The sequence below is a fragment of the Paenibacillus sp. Pae15 genome, from assembly GCF_024519685.1.
Classification (GTDB): domain Bacteria; phylum Bacillota; class Bacilli; order Paenibacillales; family NBRC-103111; genus Paenibacillus_G; species Paenibacillus_G naphthalenovorans.
On the sequence record NZ_JALJRM010000024.1, the window covers coordinates 49,892 to 62,675 of the forward strand.

The following is a 12,784-nucleotide window of genomic DNA, read 5'->3' on the forward strand; positions in this document are numbered from 1 at the left end:
CAAAAGCGGGTTTGAATAGGGCCACCCGTTTTTGTACAATCGGGTACAGGCTGGACAGTTAGAATCACATCCCGAAAGCACTCATCCAAGGAGGAATGTCCATGAAATATCGCAAGCTCGGTGCAACGAATTTGAAGGTTTCCGTCATCGGCGTAGGGACTTGGCAGTTCGGAGGAGAATGGGGCAAGCCTTTCACGCAAGCCGAAGTGGACGGCATTCTCGATCAGGCCAAGGATAGCGGCATCAATCTGATCGATACTGCGGAATGCTACGGCGACCATACGTCCGAGTCGCTGATCGGCAGCTACGTCTCCCGCGGACGCCGGGAAGATTGGGTGATCGCCACCAAGTTTGGCCATCGCTTCCACGCGCATATGGATCGTACACAGCACTGGTCCCCGCAAGAGGTGCTTCAACAACTGGACGCTTCCTTAAAGGCTCTTCAAACGGATTACATAGACCTGTACCAATTTCATTCGGGAACAGACGAGGCGTTTGATCAGGACGACTTATGGACTATGCTGGACAAACAGGTGCAAGCGGGTAAAATCCGCCATCTCGGAACGTCCATCGGGAGCAACGATAACCTGCATCAAACCGAAGCTTCCTCACGCGTCGGCTCAAAGGTCATTCAAGTCGTTTATAACCGGCTGGACCGCGCGCCGGAGGAGCGGGTATTTCCTTCCTGCGAGCGGCAGGGGCTTGGCGTATTGGCGCGCGTGCCTCTGGCAAGCGGATACTTGAGCGGCAAATATAAGCCGGGAGCTGTGTTTGCCGACAACGACGTCCGGCAGCGGCACGATCCCGAGCAAACGCGCCTCAAGCTTGAAGAGGTCGAACGCATTAAGGAGAAGGAGCTGCCCGCCGGTATGGATATGGCCACTTGGGCATTAGCCTGGTGCCTCAAGCACCCTGCGGTTACTGCCGTCATTCCCGGCTGCAAAAGCCCGGAGCAGGTTATCGCCAACGCCGCAGCGGCAAATTACGTGGGGGACGGCCACCCTCAAAGCTGGAAGCAGCAACCCAATGACCAAGCATAAAATGGTTTTGAGTTAAGAATGCCAAGGACGCGGCAGGAGCACTCCTCACCGGAATTCCGGTCGCTTTTTCACTTGCGGTAGTGCTTTGCCATGTGATAGTCCGTCTGCCGGCCGATTCCACCTGCCGGTATCAGGCGGAATCGATGCCACCCGCCGCGGCTCTTCCGCCCAAGCGGACATCCCGGCAGTCTGGTTCAGGCGCAGCGTAACTTTTACAAAAAAAAAATCGCCCCCTCGCCTTAAATGAACTGTGACCCACAATAGGGTCACTTTTTTTCAAAGTGTCCTTCATTAGGGGTCACAGTTCAAAAGTGTGATGGGGGCCGCTTGGTTTACGCCACCATGTTCCTCTTCAGCAAATCGTAAAACTCATCTGCCGGAACCGGTTTGCTGTATATGTACCCTTGAATTTCCCTGCATTTGACCTCCAGCAGAAACGAAAGCTGATCTTCCGTCTCCACCCCTTCCGCAATGACATTCAGGTTCAAGCTTTGCGCCATCGCCATGATCGCCTGAACGATCGCGGCATCATCCGGGTCATCGGTAACATCTCTAACGAATTGCTGTGCGATTTTCAGCTTATCGATGGGAAATTTTTTCAAATAATTCAGTGAGGAAAAACCTGTCCCGAAATCGTCAATCGAAATATGTACTCCCAGCTCGCGCAACGTGTTAAGCTTGTCTACCACTTGGTCCAGCTGATACATCGCTATGCCTTCCGTAATTTCGAGCTCCAGGTATTGCGGCTCCAATCCGCTTTCCTGAAGCGCTTCTAATACAACCTGTACAAAGTCGTCCTGGTAAAATTGGACCGGTGAGATGTTGACTGCCATCTTCAACGGCGGGAACCCCTCAAGCTGCCATGCTTTATTTTGCATACAGGCCGTTCGCAGCACCCACTTCCCGATGGGAATAATCAATCCCGTTTCTTCCGCAAGAGGAATGAAATCACCCGGAGAAATAACGCCGAGCCGCGGATGATTCCATCGAAGAAGAGCCTCCATCCCGTTTAAACGATGATCGAATATATCCACTTGAGGCTGAAAATACAGCACGAATTCATCCTGCTCCAGCGCTTTGTTCATCCACTCCTCCAGAACCAGCTTCTGGATGACCGCATCGTTCATCTCGGCGGTATAAAAGCGGTAGCCGTTCGTACCGTAATCCTTAGCCCTGGACATGGCCGTGGCCGCATTCTTCATCAGCGTAATCGGATCGTCTCCGTCCTGTGGATATCTCGCTATGCCGATACTGCAGCCCACGCGAAGCTCGTGACCGTCAATGGAAAACGGCTTGCTGAACAGATGAACGATCTTTTGCGCAGCCAGCTCGACATCCGAAGACGGCTCCGCCTCCTCAATCGTTACGGTGAACTTGTCTCCCTCCTGCCTCGATACGCTCGCACCGCTGTTTAGTCCGTTCTTCAGTCGTTCCGCCGCTTCCATGAGCAACCGGTCGCCGAACGTGTGTCCGAACGTATCATTGATATTTTTGAACCTATCGAGATTGATGAACAGGACAGCCAGCGTGGATCTGGCTATTCGGGTCGCCTCAATGGAAGCCTCAAGGGATTGCTGGAATTTCTCCCTATTCGGCAGCCCGGTAAGCTGGTCATGAAAGGATAAATCATGTAAACGCCGTTCCGTCGCATCCCTGTTCCGGAGATCGGCAATAACAAAATACAACAAAGGGACCGCCAGCAGCATCGTTCCTGCCGCATCCGCCAAGTGGACTAACCAGCCGTTCCATTCTGCATAGATGTAACGGGTCGCCATCTCCGCACATTCCGCCAGCAGCAGCAAAGTCAATGCGGCATACCAGGCAGCCCTCAGTTGATTTGCTTTTTTCTTTAAAGACAAATAAAGAACCGGCCCGGCAGCAATCAAGATGAATCCGGGCGCGACCCAATCCGCTTGATCATAGGGAAGACCGAGCACTCCTTTTATCGAGATCAGCCCGGCTTGCGTTCCGATCAAAGTAAACCACAGACGCAGAAATGAAGCATGCTGCAGAAACCCGTCCCCTTGCAATGGCCTACTTGTCCCGGACGCTCCCGCAGGACTTCGTAGTTTATGCCTGTTCATCCTCCGCTACCTCCTGAAGGGTATATTTCTATTCTAATTCCCCTGTTTCAAAAGGACAAGAATTTTCAGTCGGGAAGTCCTGCGCATTTGGGCATTTTGTCATATTTAGAGATCAAAATATTCTTATTTCCTTTTCATAGACCGTTTCGTCATCGTTGCTGTCCATGACCCGAACCTCCAACTTCCAGCGTCCGGGATACGGCAGGTAGGCCCCCCGGGCCTTGTAGCTGTGCCTTTTCATACCAAATGATTCTTCAAAGCTCGGATCCTCAAAAGATTCCAGAGGAACCATCAGCGGAGCGATCTCCGGACTGTCGACCGATTGAAGCTTCATAATGACTTGCTTCGGTTTGCCGAGCTTCTCGGGCAGCCACACCTTCGCCGTAAAATCGTTGACTCCCGGAGCGTTGGGACTGATCTGCGCCGTCATGTGTATCTTTTCGCCCATCACATGCCAATTCAGCGGTTCATTCGCAGGAGCCGGCAGTAAATAGGTAAAAACACCGGCAATCCCCAAAATAAGGGACATCAGCAGCACATCCGCACGAATCAGGCGTCCAGTTGTCCGTTCATGATTCCGCCGGTAAAAATAACGGATCAAGGATGCGGTAACGACCACCGCCAGCACCAGCGCCGTCTTGACGATCAGCAGCTTGCCCCACAGTGTTTCCACGATATAACGGATATCCGGCAGGAATATGAAGGTCATCAGCACCCCCGACGCGATCAGCACCAGAATACTGATCATCGCAGCCATAGAAAAAAAAGGGTACAGCCGCCTTGCTTGCTCCCTCTCATGGCGCCACAGCAGCAATAACGTCAGCAGCCCTCCAACCCAAACGGAAGAAGCGGCAAGATGCATAAAGTCCAATGTCAATGTATCTTTGGCGGGCTGGAAGGCGGCCGCATGCCCCAGCATGCTTTTGGCAACCCAGACGGCAGCAACCCATGCATAGTCCAGCAGAGCATTTCGGTACAGCATGACAAATGAAAGCAGAGCCAGCAAAAGCCCTCCGAGCCATGCATAGCCGATGGTCGTTTGCGAGAACAACCGCAGCAGCGCACCCGCCCCGGCATCGCCGATTAAATCGCCCATATGGGCCCACATGAACAAAATATAAACAATGAGGTAAAACTGCTGCCAGCGCTCTGCGTTTCGGCGCAGCCGATTCTTCGTCTCCAACGGACTGCCCGTCCCGAACCAGCGAAGCCACAGCAGCAATCCCGTAAAGCCCAGCATTGTAACGTAGAAAGCGATACGCGAAGCAAACTGCAGCACATCCTTCACTCCAAAGCGATCGAATGGTCCACTGTCGTGATAGTGAAGATGCTCCATGTCGGCCCTGATCCCGTCTGCGGGCGCCTGCCCGCTCAGGCTCTCGCCTACGGCGAACAGATACGTTCCGTTCACCGGATGTCCATCCGCTGAAATGACATGATATGTCACCAAATAAGTCCCTTGTCCAAGCTGCGGCAAATCCAGCTTAATCGCTGTTTGATTATCGCTCATCACCGGCCCCTGCTGCGTGACGAGCCGTTTGTCCTTATCATATACCCTTAATTGGTACAGCTCTTTTTCCAACGGTTCATTAAAGGTAAGAACAACCTGTTCAGGAGCTTGTACAAGCTCGCTGCCTGCTGCAGGTACGGCTTCAACCAAGCTGGCATGAGCGTCTGCGCGTGGCGCCCATCCAAGTGCAAAGACCAGCATCCAACATACTATCAAGAAATAAACCGGACGCCGAATCATCCGACTTACGGAAAATTTAAAAAACATGATAAAACCTCCTTCAAGTAGGTCCTCACTAAATGTAGCATAAATGACTCACATAAACCAATTACAAAACAATGAATATGGAATACTCACATATTTGTCGGATATTGTGTGAAATCATACATTGACAATCGGCGCGATAATGAGTTAATCTCATACTATCGCTCATCAAACAACTACATATGGTATTAGCAAACAGCTTTAGCCACGATATATTGTGGGATATTAAAAAGAAAGGCGGTTTGGTTCTGAACCGTACCGCCGATTTAAGCAGGAGCCAGTCGGCCGGATTCGCCATCTTTCGACTCGGAAAACAGCAGGGAAGAACTGCTTTTCCGAGACGCAGACCTGCCCGCTTCTTTGGTACGATTACCCGATGGCAGACAGGGGTGTGCCTTCCGGGACGCAGCAGGCATGCTTCGTTTGCGGGAACGGCGGCGGCATGCTTTTTACTTGATGAAAGGGAGCTGTTAACATGATTATCGTCAAAAGAGACGGCACGAAGGAAGAACTCGTATTCTCCAAAATGAAAAAAGTCATTGACTTCGCTTGCGAGACATATCCCGATTGTGATCCATTGGAGCTTGAAACCGCCTTGCTGCCGTTATTCCGCAATGAAATTTCGACCAAGGAAATACAGCGTCTGCTGATTCAAGTTGCCGTAGAGAAAACCAGTGTGGAACAGCCTAATTGGCAGTATGTGGCTGCCAAATTATTGACCTATGATTTATATAAAGAAGCGCAGTTAAACCGTAAATACGGCCATTTCGGATATGGCGATCTTTATTCCCTGATCACCTATCTGACACAAATCGGCCTGTACGGCGAGTACATTCTTGAACACTATACTAAAGAAGAGATCCGGGAGCTCGGCAGCTACATCAAACCGGAAAGGGACTATCTGCTAAACTACATCGGTCTGAAGACACTTACGGACCGATACCTGATCAAAGGGCTAAATAAAGAAATCCTGGAGCTGCCGCAGGAGCTGTTCATGGGCGTTGCCATGCATCTGGCCATGAAAGAATCGGACAAGCTTTACTGGGCCAAACGATTCTACGATGTGCTGAGCAATCTGGAAATGACGGTGGCCACCCCAACGCTTGCCAATGCCCGCAAGCCGCTGCATCAGCTGTCCAGCTGCTTTATCGACACGGTGCCGGATAACCTGTGGGGCATCTACAACGTAGACCAAAGCTTCGCGCAAGTATCCAAGCATGGCGGCGGGATGGGAATTTATGTAGGTAAAGTCCGCAGCCGCGGCTCCAACATTCGGGGCTTCAAGGGAGTGGCCGGGGGCGTCATTCCATGGATTAAAAACTACAACAACACAGCGGTTGCTGTCGACCAGCTTGGTGTCCGCTCCGGAGCGGTGGCGATTTATCTGGACGTATGGCATAAAGACATCCTGGACTTCCTGAACCTGAAAACGAACAACGGGGACGACCGGATGAAAGCCCACGATATTTTCCCGGGTGTATGTATTCCCGATTTGTTCATGAAGACGGTGGAGGAACGCGGCAGCTGGTATTTATTCGATCCGCATGAGGTGCGCAAAGTCAAGGGGTACTCCATTGAGGATGCTTACGGTGAGGAGTGGGAACGCCGTTATTGGGAATGCGTGAATGACGACAAAATCTCGAAGGACGAAATTCCGGCGATCGACATCATGAAGCGCATCCTGACGAGCGCTTTTGAGACGGGTACTCCGTTCATGTTCTTCCGCGACACGGTCAACCGGGCCAACCCGAACAAACATAAGGGCATGATTTACTGCTCGAATTTATGTACGGAAATATGCCAGAACATGAGCCCTACGGAATTGATCCAGACGCAGCACGAAGACGGCATCATCACCTCGCAGGTAAAGAGCGGTGATTTCGTCGTTTGCAATCTGTCGTCTACCAACCTGGGCCGCGTGTATACAAAAGAAGACATTGAACGTGTCGTAACAACGCAAATGCGGATGATGGACAACGTCATCGATTTGAACTACTATCCGATCCCTCAGGCGGAAATTACCAACAAAAAATATCGTGCCGTAGGCCTTGGCTCCAGCGGCTACCACCAAATGCTGGCTCAGCTCCAGATTCAGTGGGAATCCGAAGAGCATGTGCAAAAAGCAGACGAAGTTTATGAATGGATGAACTACTATGCCATTAAAGCTTCTATGGAAATCGCCAAGGAAAAAGGCGCGTATCCGGCATTCGAGGGAAGTGAATGGCAGACCGGAGAGTACTTCGAATCGCGCGGCTACAACAGTCCCGAGTGGCTGGAGCTCAAAGAGCAGGTAGCCAAGTACGGCGTTCGCAACGGCTGGATGTTCGCCATCGCGCCGACGGCGTCCACTTCCCTGATCGCCGGTTCGACTGCGGGCATCGATCCGATTTTCAACAAATTTTTCGTTGAGGAGAAGAAAAACGCCGTCGTGCCGCAGACCGCGCCGAACCTGAATCCGGACACGATGTGGTATTACAAGGAAGCGCACCGGATCGACCAGCACTGGAGCATCCGCGCTGCCGGCGTACGCCAACGGCATATCGACCAGTCGCAATCGTTCAATCTGTACATCACGCCGGAGCTGTCCGCTCGCGAATTCCTTGAGCTGTATATGGCAGCCTGGAAGAACGGGCTAAAAACCGTTTACTATGTCCGCAACCAGAGCCTCGAGGTAGAGGACTGCGTTAGCTGCAGCGCCTAATATCAACCACGAAGCTTAATGAACGGATCGCAGGTATGATCATGCCTGGCGATCCTCTATTTGTACACCGCAGGGTGCAGGAGGCATGAATTCGAATGGAACTTCAAAAAAAGAAGCTGTTTAACGAGCACGGAGACCGCGATTGGGGCAAGCGCCGGATTATCGGAGGGAATACGACCAACCTGATCGAGCTCAACAATGTGAAATACGACTGGGCAACCAAAATGTACCGCACGATGATGAACAATTTCTGGATCCCGGAGGAAATTCCGCTCGCTCAAGATGCGAAGGATTACAAGTTCCTGTCGCCGGCAGAGCGTCAAAGCTATGATAAAATCATCTCCTTCCTCATCTTCCTGGATTCGCTGCAGACGGCCAATCTGCCCAACATCAACGATTACATTACGGCACCGGAAGTCAATCTGTGCCTAACCGTCCAAACATTCCAGGAAGCGGTGCACAGCCAAAGCTACTCGTACATTCTCGACAGCGTTTGTTCTGCAGAAGTACGCGACGATATTTATAATCAATGGCGTGAGGACAAGCACTTGCTGCGCCGCAACCGGTTTATTACAGACTTGTACGAGCGGTTTATCGAATCGCCGACAACGGATAATCTGATGCGCACCATCATGGCCAACTACATCCTTGAAGGCATCTACTTCTACAGCGGATTCAGCTTCTTCTATGCGCTCGGCCGTCAAGGAAAAATGCTTGGCACCGTATCGGAAATCAAATATATCCAGCGCGACGAACTGACCCATTTGGCGCTGTTCCAAAACATCTTCCGCGAAATCCGCAAGGAAAATCCGGAGCTGTTTACCGATGAGTTAATCGGCGACCTGCGCAATATGATGCGAACCGCCGTCCAGCACGAGATTGAGTGGGGTCAATACATTACCGATAACAAGATCAACGGCTTGAGCAATGATATCATCGATCTATATATTAAATACCTTTCCAATGAGCGGTTGAAAAACATTGGACTTGAAATTCTGTATCCTGAAGTTGTTGAACATCCGATGAAGTGGGTGGAAAACTTCAGCAATATGAACAGCATCAAAACAGACTTTTTCGAGCAAAAGGTGACCAACTACAGCAAATCGTCAAACCTGAATTGGGACGACCTGTAAGGCCGACCTTCATTCTCCGAAACAGCAGAAGCCCGGAACGAGCATCTATTCGTTCCGGGCTTCTGCGATTTTCTCAACCGATATTCAAAAGCTCCCTTACCTTAAGCTCCAGTTCCACCATGGAAAAAGGCTTGCGCAGGTAAGCATGGGCTCCAAGCTTCATCCCCCTGCTGGGATCATCCTCTCCGCTTCGTCCGGAGAGAATGAGTATCTTCATTCCGGCCGGCCATGTTCCACGGTCCCTCAATCTTTCCAGCATGCCGTATCCGTCAAGCAGAGGCATCATCCCATCAAGAATACATAAATCCGCAGGCTGACTTAACAATGACTCATAAGCCTTTTCTCCATCTACGGCTTCCGCGAATTCAACAGGCAGATGCTTCAGCTTGGCGACCAGAATCGAACGCAGTATGTTATCGTCGTCGGCAATAAGTATCTTTTTGCGAACCGGAGGAGGAGACGGCATGACTCCCGAATCCTTCTGTGAAGTACCCGGGTGCAGCACAACCCGGTTGCGGCCGCTCTTTTTTGCTGTATACATCCCTTCGTCCGAGGCCGCAATCCACGCTTCCAACGACATCCCCGGTTCCCACTCGCAAACCCCTGCAGAGAAGGTAATGAAGAAAGATTGACCTTCGTTTTGTGCCACGGGTTCCAAACGGGTCCGCGTGAGAATGCTTTCCATCGTTGTCAAAGCATCCTTGCCTGAAGTATTCGGCAGAACGACGACAAATTCTTCACCGCCTAAGCGGGCCAGCAAATCCGTCGAGCGAAGATTGTTCTGCAGCAGATGCGCCAATCCTTGAAGAACCAGATCGCCTGCGCTGTGCCCATAGGTGTCGTTAATGGACTTAAACCGGTCGATATCGATAAATACAAGCGAAATGGGGGCCGGATACCGGTCTATACGCTGCAGTTCCACTTGGATCTGGTGATCGAAAAACCGCCGGTTGTAGACCCCGGTGAGCGGGTCCCGAAACGCCATCTGCTCGAATGTCCTTGTCCGTTGAAGCAGGCTGTAGATCCGCGCGCTCAATTCCTCATATTCGAAAGGCTTTATCACATAATCGTCCGCTCCCAAATAAAAGCATCGAACCTTATCGTGCATTTCGTTGCGTCCGGATAAAACGATAAGCGGTGTCCATTTTAAACTCGGATCGTCTTTCATAAATTCAAAAAGCTCATAACCGCTGATCGGATGTATCATCAGCTCGAGCATGACTACATGGTAGGTCCGTTCGCGAAGCATTCTCTTTGCCGTCATGATATCGGCGGCATCGTCCACTTCATACCCGTCTAGCTTCAGCCTGCATACCAAGCCGCTGCGCAGCACATCATCGTCGTCGATGACAAGAAGCCGTTGCCCATGCGAAGGGCCGACAGTATGCCGATGCCTATCCTGCTGCCCATTCAGCTCCCGGGAATACATATCGGCCTCCCTTTCCACATTCGGCATCCTTTTTCCCCCTTCCTTTCACTGCCTCTTTTCCCAGGCTAACCGATCCGCATGGCTGCGTTCCACCAGGATTCTCTTTCCATTCTCCGGTTCATCATCCCCATCCGGATGCATGTGGGAATGAATACCCTTTACGCGTCTATTCATTTTCCTTCCATTATATCATTTTCGACAATTATTATATTAAATCATTTGGGACTATTCCATCATTTATGGGTCTATAGAATTATTTTTCGCAATCCTTCAACTATGTTATGATGTAATTATAAGTTCATTTAGAAAAACCTTATAAAATTTTAGGCATCATGACCTATCGGAAGGAATGACAACGCATGAGCTCCGTGGAGCATATCATTAAAAAAGTGTCCAGATACATCACGTTCGGACAGCCGGTTTCTTCCGGATCCTTGGTCAATCAGCGCATTTCGGATCCCCGCATTCCAATGCAGGCTTATTATTTGGCCATTCAATCGAAGAACGAGCAAGAGAACTATTATCATGAAATTTGGCTCAAAAAAGAGGGAGAATTCGCCATCACCGAGGCTTGGTATCGCGAGAACAACGTGACGAGAAAGCTGCTGAAGGATCATTTATCATACGATCAGTTAAAAAACTCCATCGGCGATGAAGAGGCCAATCATATCCTCATGCGGATGACCGAAATCATCGAGAAGTCGGAAGACGGCTGGGGGCCCTATTCCAGAAGGACATAATGTGGATTTTACAAGCTTAATCGACATCGGTTGGGCTTTTTTGTTTTTCCCGGATATGCTTCCTCCAAGATCCTCTGCTAATCAGACGGCAATTCCGTGAATCCGTCCAGACATAAACCCAGCCCTCCCTTTCGCCGTTCAGCATATCCCGAATCCACACCCTTTCATAGTCGTTCACTTTCCCCGGACCATAGTATTCCTCCAGCTCATCCATGCGTTCCAGCCCTTCCTTTGTGACCATAAGCCATTGGCCTTCCACAAGAGATTCCCCGTGCTCCCCGGACAGCACAAGGGCGGGATACGAACCGGCATCGTACAATAAACCTTGCACTGCTCCGGACTGTACCGACAATACATAGGGAGCAACGACATGGTGGTTCGCCTCCCCGACAAGCAGCGTTCCATAAACAAATACAGGTATCACGGCCCTGCCTCCTTTCCCGGTCATGGATGCCCTTATCATATCATAATCTGGGGCAGATCTGCGGCAGCCGGAGACGAACAAAGATTTGCCCTGATCCCATTCCCGTGGCATTTCGTTCAGCCCCGCATAAACTGAATACAAGCCGCTGGAACCTGTGGAAGGAGGGAGCATTTTGCTTAGTGCCGAAGATGCTAACAAAATCATCCGCTTTTTGTCAGCCGCCTATTTTTGTACTGACTCCGCGGAAGCCCGAGCGGAATTCAACCGTCTGGCCAACGAACTTCGTAAAGCGTCGGGACAACCGCCGCAGTAAAAAATCAAGGGGCTGTCTCAAAAGTAAGTCTGCTCACCTGACGGACAGCCAGCTTGATAAGAGAAAAGCATATCAAAATGAAAAAATGGCGGTGCAAAGGGGTTACCCCTGCATCGCCATTTCTTGCTTCCGGTCTATTGCAAAATGATGGGCAAGCGAAAGCCATCCGGTATCCAGGCTCCCCTATAGCAGGCCTCGAAGCAGAAAACGTCGGTATTTGTCTAAATACACTTTCTGGCTCGATCATTCGCCGAACCGATAATGCATAGCCTTCCTCGCTTCGAAGTTGCTCCCTTGCTTGCTGTTTATAGCTCATCTGCCTCAGACAGCGTTATCAGCAGGTTATAGCTGACAAGCGCCTAAATCCCATAGGGGCGGACGGCGACGCCCGCGTGCTGCAGGCGCTCCTTGATCAGCGTGGCTAACGCCAGGGCTTCCGGCCCGTCCCCATGGATGCAAAGGGTGTCTGCTGCAAGGGCTACTTCGTCCCCTTGCAGTGACTTTACCTTTCCTTCGCAGACCATCCGAACCGCTTGGTCCGCGGCCTGCCGGGCATCGCGAATCACGGCTTCAGGGTCGGTCCTTGGGGTCAGCGTCCCATCCGCCCGGTAGGTCCGGTCTGCGAACGCTTCGGACGCCGCCCTCAGACCGATGGACTCCGCCGCTCGAATCAGCTCGCTGCCTGCCAGACCAAACAAAATAAGCTCCGGATCTAAACGATAAACCGCCTTGGCGATGGACTCCGCCAGCGGACGCTGTACAGCCGCCATATTGTATAAAGCGCCATGCGGCTTTACATGGCGCATCCGTCCTCCCTCGGCACGGACAAACCCCTGCAGCGCACCGGCTTGATACAGCACCAGATCATACGCTTCCTCGGGTGTGATCTGCATTGCTCTGCGTCCAAATCCCATCAGGTCGGGCAGTCCCGGATGCGCGCCGACCTCCACGCCATGTTCCAAACAAAGCTTTACCGTACGCCGCATAACCGCCGGATCGCCTGCATGAAAACCGCAAGCAATATTAGCCGACGTCACTACCTTCGCGAGCTCCTCATCGTGCCCGATCCGATAGGCTCCGAAGCTTTCTCCCATATCTCCATTCAAGTCGATGAATAACTGCTTCGTGGTCATGAACGATTCCCCC

10 protein-coding genes and 1 pseudogene are annotated in these 12,784 nt (G+C 51.4%); 5 read left to right on the top strand and 6 right to left on the bottom strand.

Going from position 1 to position 12,784, the window contains the following annotated elements; all coding sequences use genetic code 11:
• Positions 1 to 101: 101 nt before the first annotated feature.
• On the top strand, positions 102 to 1,040 hold the full coding sequence (locus tag NR121_RS18510) for an aldo/keto reductase (RefSeq protein ID WP_054818662.1): 939 nt from the start codon (positions 102 to 104) through the stop codon (positions 1,038 to 1,040).
• A gap of 332 nt (positions 1,041 to 1,372) precedes the next feature.
• Here the strand turns inward: NR121_RS18510 and NR121_RS18515 are convergent, their stop codons facing one another.
• Positions 1,373 to 3,124 carry a putative bifunctional diguanylate cyclase/phosphodiesterase gene (locus NR121_RS18515; RefSeq protein ID WP_256831702.1) on the bottom strand — a complete coding sequence of 584 codons (1,752 nt, stop codon included), beginning with the start codon at positions 3,122 to 3,124 and terminating at the stop codon, positions 1,373 to 1,375.
• 112 nt (positions 3,125 to 3,236) lie between these two features.
• Positions 3,237 to 4,901 carry a copper resistance CopC/CopD family protein gene (locus tag NR121_RS18520; protein WP_074728817.1) on the bottom strand — a complete coding sequence of 555 codons (1,665 nt, stop codon included), beginning with the start codon at positions 4,899 to 4,901 and terminating at the stop codon, positions 3,237 to 3,239.
• Between the two features lie 472 nt (positions 4,902 to 5,373).
• On the opposite strand from NR121_RS18520, the gene NR121_RS18525 reads away from it, so the two are divergent.
• On the top strand, positions 5,374 to 7,599 hold the full coding sequence (locus tag NR121_RS18525) for a ribonucleoside-diphosphate reductase subunit alpha (RefSeq protein WP_062409460.1): 2,226 nt from the start codon (positions 5,374 to 5,376) through the stop codon (positions 7,597 to 7,599).
• Positions 7,600 to 7,694: 95 nt separating this feature from the next.
• A complete protein-coding gene (locus NR121_RS18530) occupies positions 7,695 to 8,732 on the top strand; it encodes a ribonucleotide-diphosphate reductase subunit beta (RefSeq protein WP_062409461.1) in 1,038 nt (345 codons plus the stop codon).
• Positions 8,733 to 8,805: 73 nt separating this feature from the next.
• Here NR121_RS18530 and NR121_RS18535 read toward each other — a convergent pair whose 3' ends face one another.
• Complete coding sequence (locus NR121_RS18535; protein ID WP_137671147.1) at positions 8,806 to 10,188, bottom strand: GGDEF domain-containing response regulator; 1,383 nt, start codon at positions 10,186 to 10,188, stop codon at positions 8,806 to 8,808.
• 332 nt (positions 10,189 to 10,520) lie between these two features.
• On the opposite strand from NR121_RS18535, the gene NR121_RS18540 reads away from it, so the two are divergent.
• Positions 10,521 to 10,901 carry a hypothetical protein gene (locus NR121_RS18540; RefSeq protein ID WP_054818655.1) on the top strand — a complete coding sequence of 127 codons (381 nt, stop codon included), beginning with the start codon at positions 10,521 to 10,523 and terminating at the stop codon, positions 10,899 to 10,901.
• A 16-nt stretch (positions 10,902 to 10,917) separates the two neighbouring features.
• Here the strand turns inward: NR121_RS18540 and NR121_RS18545 are convergent, their stop codons facing one another.
• Positions 10,918 to 11,325, bottom strand: a complete 408-nt coding sequence (locus NR121_RS18545; RefSeq protein ID WP_062411013.1) for a gamma-glutamylcyclotransferase family protein — start codon at positions 11,323 to 11,325, stop codon at positions 10,918 to 10,920.
• A gap of 172 nt (positions 11,326 to 11,497) precedes the next feature.
• Between NR121_RS18545 and NR121_RS18550 the strand changes: the two genes are divergently transcribed.
• Positions 11,498 to 11,638 carry a hypothetical protein gene (locus NR121_RS18550; protein WP_054818654.1) on the top strand — a complete coding sequence of 47 codons (141 nt, stop codon included), beginning with the start codon at positions 11,498 to 11,500 and terminating at the stop codon, positions 11,636 to 11,638.
• A 102-nt stretch (positions 11,639 to 11,740) separates the two neighbouring features.
• Here NR121_RS18550 and NR121_RS25490 read toward each other — a convergent pair.
• Both NR121_RS25490 and NR121_RS18555 read right to left on the bottom strand, forming a co-directional pair.
• Positions 11,741 to 11,963, bottom strand: a pseudogene (locus NR121_RS25490) (IS1182 family transposase); the annotation flags it as partial.
• Between the two features lie 34 nt (positions 11,964 to 11,997).
• Positions 11,998 to 12,771, bottom strand: a complete 774-nt coding sequence (locus tag NR121_RS18555; RefSeq protein WP_062409463.1) for a LamB/YcsF family protein — start codon at positions 12,769 to 12,771, stop codon at positions 11,998 to 12,000.
• Positions 12,772 to 12,784 lie beyond the last annotated feature (13 nt).

What these genes read in the sequence shown, in the direction of transcription:
- NR121_RS18540 (WP_054818655.1), top strand. Translation starts at nt 10,521, where the DNA reads ATGAGCTCCGTGGAGCATATCATTAAAAAAGTGTCCAGATACATCACG.
- NR121_RS18555 (WP_062409463.1), bottom strand. Translation starts at nt 12,771, where the DNA reads ATGACCACGAAGCAGTTATTCATCGACTTGAATGGAGATATGGGAGAA.
- NR121_RS18525 (WP_062409460.1), top strand. Translation starts at nt 5,374, where the DNA reads ATGATTATCGTCAAAAGAGACGGCACGAAGGAAGAACTCGTATTCTCC.
- NR121_RS18510 (WP_054818662.1), top strand. Translation starts at nt 102, where the DNA reads ATGAAATATCGCAAGCTCGGTGCAACGAATTTGAAGGTTTCCGTCATC.
- NR121_RS18535 (WP_137671147.1), bottom strand. Translation starts at nt 10,188, where the DNA reads ATGCCGAATGTGGAAAGGGAGGCCGATATGTATTCCCGGGAGCTGAAT.
- NR121_RS18520 (WP_074728817.1), bottom strand. Translation starts at nt 4,901, where the DNA reads ATGTTTTTTAAATTTTCCGTAAGTCGGATGATTCGGCGTCCGGTTTAT.
- NR121_RS18515 (WP_256831702.1), bottom strand. Translation starts at nt 3,124, where the DNA reads ATGAACAGGCATAAACTACGAAGTCCTGCGGGAGCGTCCGGGACAAGT.
- NR121_RS18530 (WP_062409461.1), top strand. Translation starts at nt 7,695, where the DNA reads ATGGAACTTCAAAAAAAGAAGCTGTTTAACGAGCACGGAGACCGCGAT.